At 74.2% G+C, this 18,545-nt stretch carries 12 protein-coding genes and 1 rRNA gene; 7 read left to right on the forward strand and 6 right to left on the reverse strand.

Annotation, left to right across the window (positions count from 1 at the left end; all coding sequences use genetic code 11):
• Nucleotides 1-61: 61 nt before the first annotated feature.
• Together trmB and ACEZDE_RS18090 are read right to left on the reverse strand one after the other, a co-directional pair.
• Nucleotides 62-943: a tRNA (guanosine(46)-N7)-methyltransferase TrmB gene (trmB, locus tag ACEZDE_RS18085; protein ID WP_380537321.1), complete on the reverse strand. Its 882-nt coding sequence runs from the start codon at nt 941-943 to the stop codon at nt 62-64.
• A 68-nt stretch (nt 944-1,011) separates the two neighbouring features.
• A complete protein-coding gene (locus tag ACEZDE_RS18090) occupies nt 1,012-2,268 on the reverse strand; it encodes an MFS transporter (RefSeq protein ID WP_380537322.1) in 1,257 nt (418 codons plus the stop codon).
• A gap of 127 nt (nt 2,269-2,395) precedes the next feature.
• Here ACEZDE_RS18090 and ACEZDE_RS18095 point away from each other — a divergent pair, with 127 nt between their 5' ends.
• Nucleotides 2,396-3,349: a LysR family transcriptional regulator gene (locus ACEZDE_RS18095; RefSeq protein ID WP_380537323.1), complete on the forward strand. Its 954-nt coding sequence runs from the start codon at nt 2,396-2,398 to the stop codon at nt 3,347-3,349.
• Here the strand turns inward: ACEZDE_RS18095 and lhgO are convergent.
• Entirely contained in the window at nt 3,338-4,549 is a 1,212-nt protein-coding gene (gene lhgO, locus ACEZDE_RS18100; protein ID WP_380537324.1) for an L-2-hydroxyglutarate oxidase, read from the reverse strand. The genes ACEZDE_RS18095 and lhgO overlap by 12 nt on opposite strands.
• Before the next feature lie 131 nt (nt 4,550-4,680).
• Nucleotides 4,681-6,165 (reverse strand): MFS transporter, encoded by a 1,485-nt coding sequence (locus ACEZDE_RS18105; protein WP_380537325.1) that lies wholly within the window; start codon nt 6,163-6,165, stop codon nt 4,681-4,683.
• A 538-nt stretch (nt 6,166-6,703) separates the two neighbouring features.
• Between ACEZDE_RS18105 and ACEZDE_RS18110 the strand changes: the two genes are divergently transcribed.
• The 3 genes from ACEZDE_RS18110 to ACEZDE_RS18120 are packed head-to-tail and all read left to right on the forward strand — an operon-like array spanning nt 6,704 to nt 10,626.
• Nucleotides 6,704-9,166, forward strand: coding sequence for an asparagine synthase-related protein (locus ACEZDE_RS18110; RefSeq protein ID WP_380537326.1), 2,463 nt, complete (start codon nt 6,704-6,706; stop codon nt 9,164-9,166).
• Between the two features lie 35 nt (nt 9,167-9,201).
• Nucleotides 9,202-9,885: a universal stress protein gene (locus ACEZDE_RS18115; protein WP_380537327.1), complete on the forward strand. Its 684-nt coding sequence runs from the start codon at nt 9,202-9,204 to the stop codon at nt 9,883-9,885.
• Nucleotides 9,886-9,918: 33 nt separating this feature from the next.
• A complete protein-coding gene (locus tag ACEZDE_RS18120; protein WP_380537328.1) occupies nt 9,919-10,626 on the forward strand; it encodes a DsbA family oxidoreductase in 708 nt (235 codons plus the stop codon).
• A 19-nt stretch (nt 10,627-10,645) separates the two neighbouring features.
• Here the strand turns inward: ACEZDE_RS18120 and ACEZDE_RS18125 are convergent, their stop codons facing one another.
• Together ACEZDE_RS18125 and ACEZDE_RS18130 are read right to left on the reverse strand one after the other, a co-directional pair.
• Nucleotides 10,646-12,598 carry a sigma-70 family RNA polymerase sigma factor gene (locus ACEZDE_RS18125; protein ID WP_380537329.1) on the reverse strand — a complete coding sequence of 651 codons (1,953 nt, stop codon included), beginning with the start codon at nt 12,596-12,598 and terminating at the stop codon, nt 10,646-10,648.
• Between the two features lie 193 nt (nt 12,599-12,791).
• Nucleotides 12,792-13,502 carry a TetR/AcrR family transcriptional regulator gene (locus tag ACEZDE_RS18130; protein WP_380537330.1) on the reverse strand — a complete coding sequence of 237 codons (711 nt, stop codon included), beginning with the start codon at nt 13,500-13,502 and terminating at the stop codon, nt 12,792-12,794.
• Between the two features lie 398 nt (nt 13,503-13,900).
• Here ACEZDE_RS18130 and ACEZDE_RS18135 point away from each other — a divergent pair, with 398 nt between their 5' ends.
• From ACEZDE_RS18135 to ACEZDE_RS18145, 3 genes are all read left to right on the forward strand, one after another.
• Nucleotides 13,901-15,286 carry an NAD(P)/FAD-dependent oxidoreductase gene (locus ACEZDE_RS18135; protein ID WP_380537331.1) on the forward strand — a complete coding sequence of 462 codons (1,386 nt, stop codon included), beginning with the start codon at nt 13,901-13,903 and terminating at the stop codon, nt 15,284-15,286.
• Nucleotides 15,287-15,810: 524 nt separating this feature from the next.
• On the forward strand, nt 15,811-17,538 hold the full coding sequence (locus ACEZDE_RS18140; protein ID WP_380537336.1) for an ATP-binding SpoIIE family protein phosphatase: 1,728 nt from the start codon (nt 15,811-15,813) through the stop codon (nt 17,536-17,538).
• 434 nt (nt 17,539-17,972) lie between these two features.
• Nucleotides 17,973-18,545 (forward strand): 16S ribosomal RNA (locus ACEZDE_RS18145); the annotation flags it as partial.

The raw sequence follows: 18,545 nt of genomic DNA on the forward strand, positions 1-18,545 counted from the left end.
CGTCGGAGTCGGCCGTAAGCGGTTTCAGCAGGCAGGTTGGGCTGCGCGGCCCCGGCGCGGCTCATCGGCGGCGGAACAGGAGGTCGTGCACGACGTGTCCCTTGTCGATGCCCTGCCGCTCGAACTTGGTCACCGGACGCCAGTCGGGGCGCGGGGCGTAGCCGCCGTCCTGGTCCGGGTACAGGTTCTCCAGCTCGGGCGAGGCGGTCAGCACCTCGGCCATCTGCTCGGCGTAGGGCTCCCAGTCGGTCGCGCAGTGCACGGTCGCGCCGGGGCGCAGCCGGGAGACGGCCAGTTCGAGGAACTCCGGCTGGATCAGCCGGCGCTTGAAGTGGCGGGCCTTGGGCCAGGGGTCGGGGAAGTAGATCCGCAGCCCGGCCAGCGCGGCCGGGGCGAGCTGGTCGCGCAGCAGGACGACTGCGTCGCCCTCGGCGAGGCGGACGTTGGCCAGGCCGTCGGACTCGATCCGGCGCAGCAGGTTGCCGTGGCCGGGGGTGTGCACGTCCACCGCGAGGATTCCGGTGGACGGGTCGGCGGCGGCCATGGCGGCGGTGGCGTCGCCCATCCCGAAGCCGATCTCCAGGACGACGGGGAGGGGCGCCGGCGGGGTGGCGTCCGGGCCGGCGCTCGGGGTGACGCCGAAGAGGGCGTCCAGGTCGAGCAGGCGCTTGCCGTCGACGCGTATGCCGTAGCTGGTCCAGAGTCGGGACAGCGCCTCGCGCTGGGCGTCGCTCATCCGGCCCTTGCGCGGGTGGAAGCTGCGCACCCGGCGCTCCTGGTGCAGTTCCGCGGACACCGGGGTGCCGGGACGCGGCGGGACGTCGTCGCCGACCGCGGGGGCGGTGGGCGGCGCGGGCATCGCGGTGGCGGCGGGCGCGGCTACGGCGGCGGGCGCAGGCACGGCAGGCGCGGGCGCGGTGGGGGGTGTGGGATGGCTGGTCACAGTGCGGTCCAGTCTAACGACCACGCCGTTGTTGCCGGATGGGTCGAGCTGACCAGTGATTCCGCAGGTCACTGCGGTTGTGCGGTTGCGGCGGCGAGTTCCCGGTCGGCGGTCGGCGAAGGGCTTTCGCGGCGGGGCAGCAGCAGCGGGCTGGCGAGGATGAGCAGTCCGGCGACGGTGATCGCGGTGCGCGGTCCGGTGGCGTCGGCGAGCAGTCCGCCGAGCGCGGTGAAGACCGCGATGGACGCCTGCGAGCCGATCGACCAGGCCGACAGGGTGCGGGCGGTGCGGTCCGCGGGGGTCTGTTCGAGCCGGTAGGTGGCGAGCACCGGGCTGTACAGGCTCATGCTGATGATGATCGCCAGTTCCACGGCCATCACGGTGACCAGGCCGACCACGCCGGGGCGGACGAAGGCCAGGCCGATCAGCCAGACCGCGCGCAGCGTGCCGACGGTCCGGAACACCCGGTACTGGCCGTAGCGGGCCACGACCCGGCGGGCCAGCCGGGAGCCGATGAGCCCGCCGACGCAGGGCACGGCGAAGGCGAGGCCGTACTGCCAGGGCGGGAAGCCGAGCCGGCCCAGCAGCAGCACGGCCAGCAGCGGTTCGGTGGCCATGATCAACCCGCCGACGAGCAGGTTGTTGAAGTAGAGCGCCCGCAGGCCGGGATGGGTCAGGATGTGCCGCCAGCCATCGAGCAGCTCGCCCGCCCTGACCCGGCCCGCCCCGGTCCGCCGCGGGCGTTCCTCCCGGCCGCGGATGGCGCTGACCCCCAGCGCGGAGAGCAGGTAGCTGAGCGCGTCCGCCACCACCGTGGTGACCGGCCCGAACACCGCGATCGCCGCGCCGCCCAGCGGCGGCCCGACCGCGATGGAGCTCCAGTTGGTCGACTCGAACCGGGCGTTGGCCACCAGCAAGTCGTCCGGCCGGACCAGCGTCCTGAGGCAGGAGCCGCTGGCGGCGTTGAAGGCGATCTTGGACGCGGCGACCAGCGCCGAGACGACCAGCAGCTGCAGGAAGCCGAGCCGGCCGAGGGCGTAGGCGACCGGGATCGTCGCCATCACGGCGAACCGGGTCAGGTCCATGGCGATCATCACCGGCCGCTTCCGGCGGAACTCCACCCACGGGCCGAGCGGCAGCGCGATCAGCGCGCCCACCGCCGGGCCCACCGCGGACAGCGCGGACACCTCGGCCGGACCGGCGTGCAGCACCAGTACCGCGATCAGCGGGAACGCGCCGAACCCCAGCCCGGAGCCGTAGGCGCTGACGGCGTAGGCCGCCCACAACCAGCCGAAGTCCCGGCCCAGCGACCGTCTCGCCACCATGCTCCGCACCCCCGCTATTGGACAACCTGCCGTTGAGCTGACTCATCCAAGCAAGCCGGTAACCGCAGATCAAACAACCGAATCAGCGGCGAGCCACAACCCCGTGTTGTTGCCCTAGGCTCGGCGCATGGATCTCGACGCCGTACGCACCTTTGTCGCCGCCGTGGACGCGGGCCAGTTCCAGGAGGCCGCCGTGGCGCTCTCGATCACCCAGCAGGCCGTCTCCAAGCGCATCGCCGCGCTGGAGAAGGACCTGGAGGTGCGGCTGTTCACCCGCACCGCCCGCGGCGCCCAGCTCACCGTCGACGGCCAGGCGTTCCTGCCGCACGCCCGGGAGCTGCTGCGGGTGGAGGAACGGGCCGACGCGTCGGTGCGCCCCGGTCGGCGCGCGCTGCGGGTCGACGTGGTCAGCCGGCGGATCGCGCCCGCGGTGCTGCTCCAGGACTTCCACCGGACGCGCCCGGAGATCGAGTTGGACGTGGTGGCGCTGCTGGGCGCGGACGTCGAGGCGGCGGTCGGCGCGGTTGAGGCCGGGACGGTCGACGCCAGCTTCCACGCCGTCGCCCCGCAACTGCGGCTGCCGGAGGCGCTCAGGACCGCCCGGGTGATCGACGAAGCGCACCAGCTGCTGGTCGGCCCCCGGCACGCACTCGCCAACGCCCGCGCGGTCACCCCCGCGCAGCTGGTCGGGCACCGGATCTGGATGCCGGGACTTCCCGCGGGGACCGAGGTGACCGGGTACTTCGACGAACTGGCCGCCGCCTTCGGGCTCGGCATCGACCTGATCGGCCCGGCCTTCGGCAACGAGGTGCTGCTGGCCGAGATCGCCGACTCCGCGGAACTGGCGACCCTGGTCGGCGAGCACACCCGCTACCTGTGGCCGGACAGCTACGACCTGCGCCGCATCCCGGTGCGCGGACCGGCGCTGGTCTACCCGCTGTCGATGATCTGGCGCGACGACAACCCGCATCCGGCGCTCGCCGCGTTCCGCGACTACCTGCTGGCCAGGCGGGGGCCGGAGCCGTCCGACGCCGAGGTCTGGACGCCGACCTGGCAGCGGTGGTCCGGGTCAAGGGCGTGACCGGTCCCCGTCCAGGGCAGCCAGGGCGCGGCGGGCCACCTCGCGGCCGATCGGGAGGGACGCGGTGGCGGCCGGGGAGGGCGCGTTGAGGACGTGGACGGTGCGCGGGGCCTCGGCAAAGGCGAAGTCGTCGAGCAGGGCTCCGTCGCGCCCCACCGCCTGGGCCCGGACTCCAGCCGCGACCGGCAGCAGGTCGGCCTCGGTCACCGCGGGGAGCAGCCGTTGCAGGTCGCGGGTGAAGGCGCGGCGGGACAGCGAGCGCCGCACCTCCACCGCCTCGGCCCGCCAGTGCCGCGCGGCCAGCCGCCAGGCGCCTGGCCAGCCGAGCGTCCCGGCCAGCTCGCGCGGGCGCACCGTCCGCCAGCCGTAGCCCTCGCGGGCCAGCGCCGGGACGGCGTTGGGGCCGACGTGGACGCCGCCGTGCAGGTCCTTGGTGAGGTGCACGCCGAGGAACGGGAACAGCGGGTCGGGCACCGGGTAGACCAGGCCGTTCACCAACTCCGCGGTCCGCGGCGACAGTTCGAAGTACTCGCCGCGGAAAGGGATGATCCGCACGCCCGGCTCGTCGCCCGCCATCCGGGCGATCCGGTCGCTGTACAGCCCGGCGCAGTTGACCAGCACCCTGGCGCGGACCTCGGCGAGGGTGGTGCTGACGGTGACCCCGTCCGCGCCCCGCGCGATCCCCACCACCGGGCCGCCGGTGCGCAGTTCGGCGCCGGAGAGCTTGGCGTAGGCGTGCGCGACCGCCGGGTAGTCGGTGATGCCGGTGTCGCCGATGTGCAGCGCGCCCACGCCGTGCACCTCCGGCTCGTGCTCGGCGATCCCGAGCGCGCCCAACTCCTTGACCGCGAGGCCGTGTTCGCGCCCGCGCTGGGCCAGGGCGTGCAGCCGTGGCAGCTCCTCGCCGCTGCTCGCGACCACCAGCTTCCCGGTGCGGCGGTAGGGCAGCCCGTGCTCGCGGCAGAACTCCGCCAGCTCACGGCCGCCGCCGACGGCGTACTCCGCCTTCAGCGAGCCGGGCTTGTAGTAGAGCCCGCTGTGCACCACATTGCTGTTGCGCCCGGTCTGGTGCCGGGCCAGCGCGGGCTCCTTCTCCAGCACGATCACCGACACCCCGGGCGCGGCCCGGCTCAGCGCGTACGCGGTGGAGAGCCCCACGATCCCGCCGCCGACCACCACGACCTCGCAGTCGTACCGCACGCCCCGCTCCTTCCGCCGCCTGTCGCTTCCGCGCCGACCGGTGGATCGTCCCACGCGGGTCGGACATCCGCGAAGGCCAGGGGCAGGGACGGGGCCGGGACGGGAGTGTGGCGGGGGACGGCGCCGGGCGGTCAGGCCGGGGCGGTGAGCACCAGGCGGGCCCGTTCGGCGAGTTCGACCGCCGCGCGCTCGCCCTTGAAGTGCTCCAGCCTGCGCAGCATCTCCTGCACGTACTCCCTGGTCCGCTGCGAGGAGATGCGCCCGGCCACCTCGACCGCGCGGGTCCCGGCGGCGACCGCGGCGTCCAGGTCGCCGTCGTCCAGCTCGGCCAGGGCGGACACCACCAGCCGCAGGCCGTGCGAGCGGACGTACTCCTCGGTGGGGCTGGCCAGTGCCTGCGCGGTGAACTGACGGACCTTCAGCGGAACACCGAGGTCGCGGTAGCACTCGGCGGCGTCGGCGGCCAGCCGGTCGTAGGAGTAGAAGTCGATCCAGGGCGGGTCGTCGTCCACCGCGCGGGCGCGTTCGAGCCTGCTCTCCGCCGCGGCCAGCGCCTGGGCGCAGGCGTGCGCGCTCCCGGCGCGGGCGTGCGCCCTCGCCTCGACCAGGTGGAAGAAGCTCATGGTCCGCGCGGTCGCCAGGCCGCGGTTGCGCTCGATCGCCGCCTGGGCCAGGTCCACCCCCTCCTCGGCCGCGCCGCGGTAGGTCGCCTGCAGGCTCATCGACGCCAGCACATAGCCGCCGAACGGCACGTCGGCGGCGGCGCGGGCCAGCCGCAACGCCTGGATGTAGTAGCGCTGGGCGGCCTCGTGCTGGCCGGTGTCGAAGGCCATCCACCCGGCCAGCCGGGTCAGTTCGGCGGTCGCGCCGAACAGCGCGCGGCCGACCTCGTCGGTGTAGCAGCCGAGCAGCAGCGGCGCGGCGTCCTGCCGCAGGCACTCCGGCACCATCGAGGAGCGCCAGTCGCCGCCGCCGTAGCGGGAGTCCCAGCGCCGCGCCTCCTCGGCCGCCTGCCGCAGCTTGGACGCGTCGGCGTGGCCCACCCGGTACGAGTGGCCCTCGCCCACCGCCGCCCGTATCCGGACGGCCTCGCCGTGCACCTCCTGGAAGTCGGCGCGCAGGTGCCCCGCCGCCTCGCGGGCGACCGAGCCGTCCACCGGGGTGATCAGCCAGCGGGACACCGGGGTCGCGTACGCGGTCACCGAGAAGGTTCCGGCCAGGTTGTCCCACCAGCCGCGGTTGCGGCCCTCGCGGGAGGCCGCGCCGGAATCCAGCCGCCACAGCTCGGTCACCTGCCGGACCGCCTCGGAGACGTCCCTCGGGAAGGCGAGGCCGATCTCCGGGGCCGGGTCGCTTCCGGCCAGTCCGATCTCCTCCAACGGGACGCCGCGGCCCAGCTTCCCGCCGATCGCGGTGGCGATCAGCTGCGGCACCGCGCCCTGCGGCACCATGCCCTTGCCGACCCAGCGGGCCACCGAGGTCTTGTCATAACGGAACGTCAGACCCCGTTGTGCGCCTAGGTCGTTGACCCTCCGCGCCAGTCCGGCGTTGCTGATGCCGGCGAGCGCGAGCAGCGCGCCGAGCCGCTCGTTGGGCTCTCGCCCCGTGGTGGTCATGCCCTGTGCCACCTCCCCGCCGGTTCCCCGTCAGCTGCGCGAGCACCTGCTCCGCGCCATGCATACACCCAGAGTAGTTCCCCGCCTGCCCAGGGTTAAGGGGCTGCGTCCCGGATGGCGAGATACCGCTCTCACGGTCTTCCGGCGGGACGGCCGGAGCATGCCCCTGCGGCGTGTGGCAGTGCGCCCTGCCGTGCCCCCTCCCGGCGGCCCGTGGACGGGGCTTCGATGGCCGGTGTGGGTCGGCCTGCGGTCGAGGAGGGCAGGTCGGGGGAAGCCGCCGCTCTCCCCGCGCGGTGGTCGTCCGGTCCGGGGGGTGTGCGGACACCTCCCGGATCCGGGGTTCGGACGACGACCGCGACCGGGTCGCTGGAGGGAGCGGCCCGGACCCGGGCGCCCACGTCGCTTCGTTCTTTTTCGAAATTGACCGCGCACCGCCGGAGGTTGACCCGGTGCGCTGATGGCACGATGTCTTCGACAGCCCTGACGGTGCGACAAGATGCTTGCCGCGCACGTCTCGGAGCCCCAGGAGGCGTCGATGCGGTGGTTGGTGGGGTGGAACGGCACCGGAGTCGGCGCCGAGCCGCGCCTGCGCGACCTGCGCCCGCTCGGCGGGCGGCTGCTCTGGCCCGGCCCCGACCCGCTGTGGGCGGTCGGCGACTGGCGCCCCGAGGAGATCCGCACCGTCCGCGTGTACCGGCAGCACCGGGCGACCGCCGACGCGGTCGGCACCGGCTTCCCCGACCTGCCCGAGGACCCGGAGGACCCGTCCGCCGCCGACGGCGCGGCGGCCCGGCTCGCCGTGGTCGGCCGCTGCGGCGCGGACGACTCCGCGCTGCGCGCCGCGCTGCTCAGGGCCAGCGGCGGGGCGCTGCGCCACCTCACCGCCTGGCCCGGCAGCTACACCGTGGTGCTGCAGCAGGGCAGCAGGACCACCCTGCTCGGCGACCTGGTCGGGGTCCGCCCGGTGTTCCACACCCCCTGGTGCGGCGGGACGGCGTACGCCACCGCCGCGCTGCCGCTGGCCGACCTGGTCGGCGCCCGTCCCGATCCGCTCTACCTGGCCGCCGGGCTGGCCGTGCCGGACGCGCCGGAGATCGTGGCCGGGCACAGCGCGTTCACCGGCGTGCACCGGGTCGCGCCCGCGCGGGCCCTCAGCATCCGCGCCGGACGGCCGCAGGAGCACGCGTTCGAGCCCTACCGGCCCGGCGTGGGCGGCGGAACCCCGCCGGACCGGGCCGGAGCGGCCGAGGCCACCGCGACCGGCGAGGTCACCCGCAGCCTGCTGGAGGCGGTCCGCAGCCGGGTCCGCAGCGGCGGCGACCAGCCCCGGCGGATCAGCACCGACCTGTCCGGCGGCAGCGCCTCCACCGTGCTCACCCTGCTCGCGGCGGCCGTCCCCCGCCCGGTGAGCGGCCCGCCGCGACCGGGCTCCGACACCGGGGCGCACCCGGGCGCGCACCCGCGGCACCTGCCGGTGCCGGTGCAGTCGGTGGACGAGCGCTGGGGCGACCCGCGCAGCTCCCGCACCCTGCACCACGGACCGCCCAGCACCGCCCCGGCCACCGAGCCGGCCCGCACCGGCGCTGTCCGCGGCTCCTGGGCCAGGACCGGGAGCGCGGCCGGAGCCGCCGACGGGCAGCCGCTGCTCGTCGTCACCTGGACCGACAGCAGCACCGCGACCGGCCCGGCCGCACCCGACCCGGCGCACACCGCGGAGCTGGTCCGGGCCCAGGCCCTGGGCTCCGCCGACGCCCGGCTGGAACACCTGCTGGTCGCCGGGGGCCCGGAGACCCTCCCGTACGCCGACCTGCTCGCCCCCGACCTGGCCGGACCGCTCACCGACGAGCCGGGCGCGGCGCTGGTCGCCGGGGCCCGGCACCGCGGCCGGCTCGCCGCGGCCGGCACCGACCACCTCGGCGGCCACGGCGGCCGGCAGGCCCTGGACGGCCACCCGGCCCGGCTCGCCGACCTGCTGATCGAGCACCAGCGGTTCCCGCTGCTGCGGCCGATCACCGCGCTGGCCCGCGCGGACAGCGGCGAGCACCCGTTGCAGGGCGCGTTCGGCACCCCGATCAGCGTGCTCCGGGCGGCCCGCAGGCTGGCCCGCACCGGCTACGCGGAGGGTCTTGAGGACGCCGCAACCCAGCTGATGGCTCGTCGGCGGCGGGTCCCGACCACCGCGGGATCGGCCTCGGTGCAGTCGCTGACCTGGTGTGATCCCTCTCCGGCGGCCCGCTGGCTGACCGATGACGCGCTGTCGGCGGTCGCGGTGCGGCTGCGGCTGGCCACCCGGCGGACCGCCCCGGACGAGCGTCCCGGCGAACGGCGCGCGCGGCTGGCGCTGCAACGGCAGGCGGCCGAGTTCCGGGTGCTGGCCCAGGTCGCCGAGGACGGCCAGCGGCTGCACGCGCCGTTCCTGGACAACCAGGTGGTCCGCGCCTGCGGCCTGGTCCCCGCGTCGGCCCGGATCCAGCCCGGCTCCCGGCACGCGATCCTGCGCGCGGTGCTGGCCGGGGCCGGGGTGACCGCGCTGCCCGCCGGGTGGGGGGCGTCCGCCCCGCCCGACCCGTACACCGCGGTCGCCACCGTCCGGGCCGGGCTGCGGCACGCGCTGCCCGCGCTGGACCGGATGTTCGCGGCCCCGCTGCTGGCCGACCTCGGCCTGCTGGACGCCCGGGTCTTCCGCAGGGCGCTGCACGCCGCGGCGGGGGATCGTCCGGTCCCGCTGGACGGCCTGGCCGCGGTGGTCTCCACCGAGCTGTGGCTGCGCCGCCTGCACGCCCGGCAGGGCTCCTGCTGGACCGGCCTGCCGCTGGCCGAGCGCCGCGCGATCGGCGCGAGGGCGCCGGGCGACGGCGGGGGTGGCGGTGGCTGGGACGGACCGGGGGACGGCAGCGCGGGCGGTAGCGGTGCGGACGGTGGCGGGGGTGCCGCGGACAGGAACCGGGACGGCGACCCCGGGCGGGAGGCCGGGCGGGACCCCATCGGCGTGCCGTAGCGGCTGTGCGCGCCGCAGGGCGAACGATGGGTGCCATGGCCACCCCACCCACCCCAGCAGATCCGGCCCCGTCGTCCACCACTCCGTCAGCCCCGGGCCCGGCCCCGGCAGATCCGGCTCCGGCCTCCCCGGCTCCGGCAGATCCGGCCCCGGTCTCCCCGGCCTCGGCAGACCTGGGCCCGGCGTCCCCACCTGCGGCAGCCCCGGCCCCGGCCTCCCCGCCCGTGGCGGACCCCGCCGCGCCGCTGGTCGTCGCTCCGACCGGGGTCGTGGTCGGGGTCGACGGGTCGGACGGTTCGCTCTGGGCGCTGGACCGCGCCTTCACCGAGGCCGCCGCGCTCGCGCTCCCGCTGCACGTCCTCTCCGTGGTGAACCCCGCTCCCGGCGCCTACGCCACCGGCGTGGCCGAGCTCGCCGAAGAGAGTGCGGAACGGTTGCGCCAGGGCATGCTCGCGGTGACCGAGCGGGCCGTCGCCACCGTGGTCCGACGGCACCCCGCCGCGGCCCCGCCCGCGCTCCACGTGGTCCTCGGCGACCCGGTCGAGACGCTGCTCGCCGCGTCCGCCCGGCACCACACCCTGATCGTCGGAGCCCGCGGCAACGGCGGGTTCAGCCGGCTGCTGCTGGGCTCGGTGGCGTCCGCGCTGGTGCACCACGCGGCCTGCCCGGTGCTGCTGGTCCCGGCCAGGAATACGCCGGAGCCCGTGCCGGTTGGGTAATCCTGACTGAGCAGACAAAAGGAGCCCCGGACCGTGAAGATCGAGATCTACAGCGACATCGCCTGCCCGTGGTGCTTCATCGGAAAGCGCCGGTTCGAGCGCGCCCTGTCCGCCTTCCCGCAGCCGGTCGAGGTGGTCTACCGCCCGTACCAGCTGGTCCCGGACGCTCCGGCGCAGGCCACCCCGCACCGGGCCTGGCTGGCCGAGCGCTACGGGCCGCAGTCGCGGGCCATGGACGACCGGGTCGCCGCACTGGGCGCGACCGAGGGCATCAGCTACGACTTCGACGCCGCACTGCACGTCAACACCTTCGACGGGCACCGGCTGCTGCGGCTGGCCGCCGCCGAGTACGGCCTCGCGGTGCAGGGCGACCTCAAGGAGCGGCTGCTCGCGGCCCACTTCTCCGACGGCGTCGACGTCGGCGACCACGCCGCGCTGACCGATATCGCGGTCGCGGCCGGTCTCGACCGCACCCGGGTCGCGGACTACCTGGCCTCCGACGAGGGCAGCGCCGAGCTGACCGCCGAGCTGGAGCAGGCCCGCGCCATCGGCATCCGCTCCGTCCCGACCTTCGTCATCGACCAGACCTGGGCGATCGAGGGCGCACAGGAGACCTCGACCTTCCTGCGGGCGCTGGAGCAGGCCTCGGTCGCCGCCAAACCCGCAGCCGAGAGCGGTGCGGCGGGCGCGGCCAGTGCAGAGGACGCGGACGGCTGCGTGGACGGCAGCTGCGCGGTCTGATCCACCGCCTGATTTGCCGTCAGCTGCAGCTGAAGCGGGCGTTCGCCCAGTCGGCGACGTCCGCCACGCCGAAGCCGCCGAACGGGCCGGTCCACCCCGGGCGCACCACCAGCCGGATCGCGGTCACCCCGGACAGCGGCACGCTCACCGGCACGGCGCTGTCGCCCCCGTGCACCACGCCGGAGTGCCACAGCATCCGCCCGGTGGTCGCGTCCAGCACCGAGAAGCGGGCCGAGCCGAGGCCGAGGGTCAGGTCGTCGATCCCGGCCGAGGCGTCGAACTCCCGGCACTGACGGTTGAGTTGCACAGTCACCGAGGAGGGCGCCCGGACCGTGATCCCGCGCGGGTAGGACTGCCCGCCGACCCGGACGCCGCGACTGCGCTGCCACACCCCGCTGGACGCGCTGCCGTCGATGCTCGGACCGTTGCTGACGCCGACGCCGCTGTACGGCAACGCGTCCACGAAGTAGTCGGCCGGGGGCGGCGGTGCGGGCGTCGGAGTCGGAGTGGGCTTCGGCTTGGCCGGGGGCTTGGGCGGCACGGTCGGCTTCACCGTGTGCTTGACCACCGGGCGCGGCTTCGGACGGACCGTCGGTGCCGGGGGCACCGGAGCGGGCGGCGGAACGGCCTTGACCGGGGACGGCGGTGGCGGCGGCGGTGTCGCCACCGGACTGGGCACCACCTTCACCGCGCGCGGCTTGGGCGGCGGCGGCTTGTGCTCACTGCCGCTGAGGGCGAAGGCCACGGCGGCCACGGCCACCACGGTGACCACGGCCGCGATCCCGGCCTTCGCCGGAAGCCCCAGCCCCTCCCCGGCCGCCGCCCCGGCCCCGGCCGAGCCGCCGCCCGCACCGCCCGCCGCACCCGCCGCCGCGCCGCCGCCGGTCGCGACCCCCGCCGCGCCCAGGCCGATGCCGACCCCGGCGGCGCTCGCCGCGCCCGCCGCCAGCACGGTGAAGTACCCCGACCCGACCCACACCAGCAGCCCGGACGGAAGCACCTCGCGCAGGCCCTGGTTGAGGTCCAACAGCTCCAGGTAGGCCGCCGAGCAGCGGTCGCAGTCCTTCATGTGCCCGCGCACGTCCCCCGCCGCGCGCTTCCCCAGCGCGCCCCGCGCGAACGCGCCCAGCCTGCTCGCGTAGTCCTCGCAGGCCCGGGTCTGCGACGCGGAGACATGCGCCTGCAGGAACTCGGCGGCGAGCCGCTCCCTGGCCCGGTACGCCTGGACCGCCGTCGCGTTGGCGGTCTTGCCGATGATCTCGGCGACCTGGCGCGGCGGTTCCTGCTCCACCTCGGTGTGCCAGAGCACCACTTGGTCGCTCGGCTCCAGCTTGCGGAAGGCCTGCAGCACCAGCGAGTGGTCCACCCCGGCCATGGCCCAGGCGTCCGCGCCCGGATCGGTCACGCTGACATCGGCGACGGCGGCCGAGGTCGCCGCGAACAGGGTGAAGTCGTCCACGAGTTGCTCGCGCCGGTCGCTGCGGCTCCAGGTCGCGGCGATGTTGCGGACGGCGGTCAGCAGGTAGGCGCGCACCGCGAACTCGGGCCCCTTGCCCGCCCGCAGGGCCTGCAGCGTCCGGGCGAACACCTCGCCGGCCAGGTCCTCGGCGGTGAAGGCGTCCCGGCAGCAGGTCCTGGCGTAGCGGCGGACGGCCTCGGCGTGACGCCGGTACAGCTCCTCGAACGCGGCGTCGTCGCCGAGCCGTACCGCGGCGGTGAGCGCGGCGTCGGAGGCGGGCAGCTCTTGGTCGTCCACCGGGCCGCCGGGCGCGGGCACGGTGGGGCCGGGTGCGGCGGCGGTGGGCCCGGCAGCGGCGGCCTGGTCCGCGCCCTCCGGCGCAGCGTCCGGAGCGCGGTGCCGCGGCCCCTGCGGGGGTACCTGCGAGGACAGGTGAGGGGTGGTCAGGACCCCCGGGTCGTCCGTCCCCTGCGCGCCGACTCCCTGCTCGTCGTCCTGGCCGTCAGCGCGCATGGCAGTCCCCGAATCGATCCACGGGCCCAGATTCCCACGGCGGGCCGGGCCTCACCGCCCGTTCGGCCGCCGACCACCCTTCCGGGTAGCAGCGTCCTGGATCGGCGTGCGTGAGTCGTAAGCGTGTTCGTTCGCCCATGAGATCGACCCCAGTCCGCCTTCCGTCCCGTCCCGACTCACCCGCAGACCGCCCTCAGACCGCCCGCAGGCCGTCCAGCAGGATGCGCAGCAGCCGGGCGGACGAGCCCTGTCCGCCGCCGTGTCCTCCGCCGTGCGAACCGTCCGCGTCCCCGCCGTCGCTCCCGCCCTCCGCGCCCTCGCCGTGACCGGGCGAGGTGTACGGGGGGACCGACGCGGTGAGCACCAGGACCACGTCGGACACCGTCACCCCGTCCCGCAGCCCGCCGGCCGCGCGCGCCTGCTCGACCAGCTGCGCCAGCAGCTCCAGCAGCCCGGCCGGGTCCGCGTCCCCGCCGCTCTCGCCGGTCGGCTCCGCCGCGACCTCCAGTGAGGGGATGTCACCCGCCCGGCGCTGGGACGGGATCCGGTCCATCCGCTCGGCGTGCCGGAACGCCTCCGGCGGCAGCAGCCGTCCCGCGCCGCTGGCCACGGCCCTGGTGAGGTACCCGGAGAGCGCGTCCCAGGGCTGGGACCCGCCCTCCAGCGACTCCCGCGCCTGGGCGGTGAGCCAGCTGACCTCCTCCGCGGCGATCCGCCGGACCAGCACCTCCTTGCTGGGGAAGCGCCGGTACACGGTGCCGACGCCGACACCGGCCCGCCGGGCCACCTCCTCCATCGGCGCGCCGTAACCGAGTTCGCCGAAGACCTCGCGGGCCGCGCGCAGCACGCTCTCCAGGTTCCGCCGGGCGTCCACCCGGAGTCTGCCGCCGGCGCCGCCCATCATGCCCTGGCCCCCCGGCCGTCCGTTCCGCTGCTCCGGTATCGACCTCTCCGCACTGTGCGGAAGCGTATGTTCCTGCTGGGCCATCACGATCGTCCTCCCCCGTGGGCACCCCGTCTTCACGCGATGCCCCCCCGACACGCACACGATGTAGTGAGCCGGTCACCGGCGCACACACGTCAAGACCATAGTTGAGAGCAGATCGGACCGAACAGGGGGCTTCGCGAGGATGAAAAGGCACCCACCCGGTTCGGTCCGCGGGCCAACAGGGGCGCAACACAGGGCATATGGGAAGAAGCACTGAGTCAGTTACGGACAATCCGGGGTGTACTGCCCACCCTTGGGACGTCCGCCGCCGACCCCCCGCGGCACACCGGTCCCACCGGATTCCCGCGCGGCCTATGTACAAGCGGCCGTCGAGGGTGCGAAATGGACCGGTGACACCGGTGACCACCCCACCAGCCCCACCCCCGCGCATCCTCCTCGTCGGCGGGGGCCACGTCGGCCTCTACACCGCGCTGCGGCTGCAGCAGCGGCTGCGCCCCGGCGAGGCCGAACTGACCCTGGTCGACCCCAAGTCGTACATGACCTACCAGCCGCTGCTGGCCGAGGCCGCGGCCGGTGCGGTCGACCCCCGGCATGTCGTCGTCCCGTTCCGGCGGGTGCTGCCCAGCGCCCAGGTGGTGCTCGGACGGCTGAGCGGCCTCGACCACGCCGCGCGGACCGCGGTGGTGACCGTCCCCGCGCCGGTGCACGGGCACCACGAGCGCGACCTCGACCTCCGCTACGACCTGCTGGTGCTGGCACCCGGCGCGATCCCGCGGATACTGCCGGTGCCCGGCCTGGCCGAGCACGGCATCGGCTTCCACAGCGTCGAGGAAGCCGTCTCGCTGCGCAACCACGTGCTGGCGCAGCTCGACCTGGCCTCCTCCACCCGGGACGCCGCGCTCCGCGAGGCCGCGCTGACCTTCGTCTTCGTCGGCGGCGGCTACGCGGGCACCGGCGCCCTGGCCGAGTTGGAGGACATGGCCCGCTACGCCACCCGGCACTACCCCGGAGTCAGCCCCGAGGACCTGCACTGGGTGCTGGTCGAGGCCGGGAAGCGGATCCTGCCCGAGACCGACCCCGAGGTCGGCCTGCGCACCACCGCCGAACTGCGCGGCCGCAACATCGAGGTACGGGTCGGCACCCGGCTCGAATCCGTCGCGGACGGCGTGGTCACCCTCTCCGACGGCAGCCGCTTCGCCGCCCGCACCCTGGTCTGGACGGCCGGCGTCCGGGCCGGTCCGGTGCTGCGCGCCACCCGGCTGCCCTGCGACGCGCAGGGGCGGCTCCGCTGCGACGCCGAGCTGCGGGTGCTCGGCCAGGACGGCGTCTGGGCGGCCGGCGACGGCGCCGCCGTCCCCGACCTGGCCCGGCCGGGGGAGACCTGCGCGCCCAACGCGCAGCACGCGGTGCGTCAGGCCCGGGTGCTGGCCGACAACATCATCGCCCAGCTGCGCGGCGAGCCGATGACCGAGTACCGGCACGAGCTCAAGGGCACGCTCACCTCGCTCGGCATGCACAAGGGCGTGGCCCAGCTGCGCGGACGCGCCCTGCACGGCCGTCCCGCCTGGCTGCTGCACCGGGCGGTGCACCTGCGCCGGGTGCCCACCCTGGACCGCAAGGCCCGGGTGCTGGCGGACTGGTTCCTGGCCGGGGTGCTCAAACGGGAGATCGTGTCCATGGGCGCACTGGAACAGCCACGCGCCGGGTTCGAGACCGTTATGGAGCAGGACCGGGAGTGAACGGGCCGGGCCCGACCGCGAGCTGACCAGGAAAGAGGTCAGGAGGTACCGGAGATGGGTATCTCCTGGGAACAGCCAGGCAACGGACAGGCATGATGTCGCTCGCCGAGGACATCAGCCACACTGGGTCGGACGCCCCGCGCCCCACAGCGGGACTGCCCGCCGACTGAACACCCCTCAGGCCGGAAGATCCGGGCCCGGACCCCCTCAGGACCGGACCGGATCGGTCTGTGGCTGAATACGTTTTCAGGAAAGGTCCTGTGAATCTCACGCGTTGGAGCGCCCGGCTCCCCGGAGGACAGCGACGCGCCTCGACGCCACCCCGGACCACGGAGCCGGTCGACGGCGCGGGGGGCGCCGACGCGCGCTTCCCGACCGCCCGGGAGCTGCTCGACGCCCACGGTTCGGGCTCCTCGGGTGCGTCGGGTAGTTCCGGTGGCTCGGGTGCCTCCGGTGGCGGGAGCGCGGTCGCGGCCAAGGAGAGCGGCGAGAGCCGGGCCGACCAGCGGCCGACCGTCCAGGACGTGCTCGGCCACCTCCCCGCCCTGGTCGCCGTCAGTTACGGTCCCGGGCACCGCATCGGCTACCTCAACCGCGCCTACACGGACGTTTTCGGCCAGCGGCCGACGGGGGTGCCCGCGCACCAGGTCATGCCCGAGCTCGAAGAGCTGGGGCTGCTGCCGCTGATGGACCAGGCCTTCCGCACCGGGCGTCCGCGCACGGTCAAGGCCCGCAGGGTCACTCACTCCTCGGCCGCCAGTTCGGCCGACGCGGTCGTCCTGGGCGGCGGAGCGGCGGGTGCCGGCGGGGGGACCGGCACTGGAGCCGGCTCGGGTGCGGGCGCGAGTGCCGCCACTGCTGCCGAGCGTCCGCGCTACTACACCTTCGTCTGCGCGCCGGTACGGGACAGCGAGGACCTCGGCCAGCAGATCACCGCCCTCGCCGCGACCCACCAGCACCAGCAGGGACGGGTCACCACCAGCCCGCGCAGCCCCTTCGGCGCGCTGCGCCGCAACAGCGCCGCCGCCGACGTCTGCGGCGTGCTGGTCTTCGGCGCCGAGGTGACGGACCAGGTCCAGGTCACCGAGCGGCTGCGGGAGAGCGAGCGTCGGCACCGCGAGGCCGCCGTCACCCTGCAGCGCAGCCTGCTCCCGCAGAAGCTCGAACAACCGGACGACATCCGGGTCGCCGCGACCTACCAGCCCGGCGGCGCCGACGCGGCGGTGGGCGGCGACTGGTACGACGTCATCACCCTCGGCGGCGGACGCACCGCCCTGGTCATCGGCGACGTGATGGGCCGCGGCATGCGCGCCGCCGCGGTCATGGGCCAGCTGCGCACGGCGGTGCGCGCGTACGCCAGGCTCGACCTGCCCCCGCACGAGGTGCTGCAACTCCTGGACGGCCTGGCCTCCGAGATCGACGCCACCCTCATCGCCACCTGCGTCTACGCCGTGTACGACCCCAGCGAGCAGGAGATCACCTACTCGTCGGCCGGGCACCTGCCGCTGATGATCCGTGAGACCGACGGCTCGGTCAGCCGCCCCGAGGAGTCCTGCGGCCCGCCGCTCGGCACCGGCGGCTACCTGCACACCTCGGGGACGCTGCCCTTCGGCACCGGCGCGACCGGCGTCCTCTACACCGACGGCCTGGTCGAACGCCGGGGCCAGGACATCGACGAGGGCCTCGACGCACTGGCCCGCACCCTCTCCGGCGCCCACGGCATGCCGGACGTCATCTGCTCCCGGCTGCTCCGCGCGATGGGCGTCACCCCCGACCACGACGACGACGTCGCCGCACTGGTCTTCCAACTCCCGGACCACGACGCCGACACCCGCGAACTGTTCCGCGGCGCGGCGCTCGACCTGCTCGGCGGTGCGGAAGCGGTCTCCAGCGCACGGGCCTTCACCACGGGCGTGCTGTCGAGCTGGCGACTGGGGGAGGAGCTGTTGGACCTGGGCGTGCTGGCGGTGAGCGAGCTGGTCTCCAACTCCTTCACCCACGGCCACCCGCCGATGCGGCTGCGGCTGCGCCGTACCGACCGCCGGCTCACCGTGGAGGTGACGGACGCCGACGACCACCTGCCGCGCCGTAGGCGGGCGGAACCTGCCGACGAGTCAGGGCGGGGGATCGCCATCATCGCGACCATCGCCAGCAGCTGGGGCACCCGCCGCACCCCCGACGGCGGCAAGGCCGTCTGGTGCGACTTCGTGCTCCCCGCACCACGTCAGACGACGCGTCAGCAATCGGTTTGACATCGCCAGGGCAGCCGCCTAATGTACGTCGAGCTGCCTGATCAGGAGCCCCGAACGCGCTGAGCGCGGCCGGTCCTGGGGCGGACACTCCACTCGAACAAATCGCAGGGCCGTTCTTTGGCATGCGGTTTTTCGAAAGGAATCGCGGAATTGGCTTGCACCGAGAAATTCCGCTAGAGTTTCACTCGTCGGAACGGGCCGGAAACAACAACGGTTCGGTCTGATAAGCTCGAAACAGAACGAAGAACGAAGCGCCCGGAGGGTCCCGGTAAGGGTCCTGAAGGAAGTGTCCGTTCCTTGAGAACTCAACAGCGTGCCAAAAGTCAACGCCAAATGTTTCATTTGGCAGTAACTGTTTTATATAGCGAGGACGCAGTGCACGGGATCACCTATTCCGGTGGTTGCTGTGCCGCTCTTTGTGTGTCGCATTGACATTCACGGAGAGTTTGATCCTGGCTCAGGACGAACGCTGGCGGCGTGCTTAACACATGCAAGTCGAACGGTGAAGCCCTTCGGGGTGGATCAGTGGCGAACGGGTGAGTAACACGTGGGCAATCTGCCCTGCATTCTGGGACAAGCCTTGGAAACGGGGTCTAATACCGGATACGACGCATCTCCGCATGGGGTGTGCGTGGAAAGCTTTTGCGATGCAGGATGAGCCCGCGGCCTATCAGCTTGTTGGTGGGGTGATGGCCTACCAAGGCGACGACGGGTAGCCGGCCTGAGAGGGCGACCGGCCACACTGGGACTGAGACACGGCCCAGACTCCTACGGGAGGCAGCAGTGGGGAATATTGCACAATGGGCGGAAGCCTGATGCAGCGACGCCGCGTGAGGGATGACGGCCTTCGGGTTGTAAACCTCTTTCAGCAGGGAAGAAGCGCAAGTGACGGTACCTGCAGAAGAAGCACCGGCTAACTACGTGCCAGCAGCCGCGGTAATACGTAGGGTGCGAGCGTTGTCCGGATTTATTGGGCGTAAAGAGCTCGTAGGCGGCTTGTCGCGTCG

Source organism: Streptacidiphilus cavernicola (assembly GCF_042510955.1).
GTDB classification, from domain to species: domain Bacteria; phylum Actinomycetota; class Actinomycetes; order Streptomycetales; family Streptomycetaceae; genus Streptacidiphilus; species Streptacidiphilus cavernicola.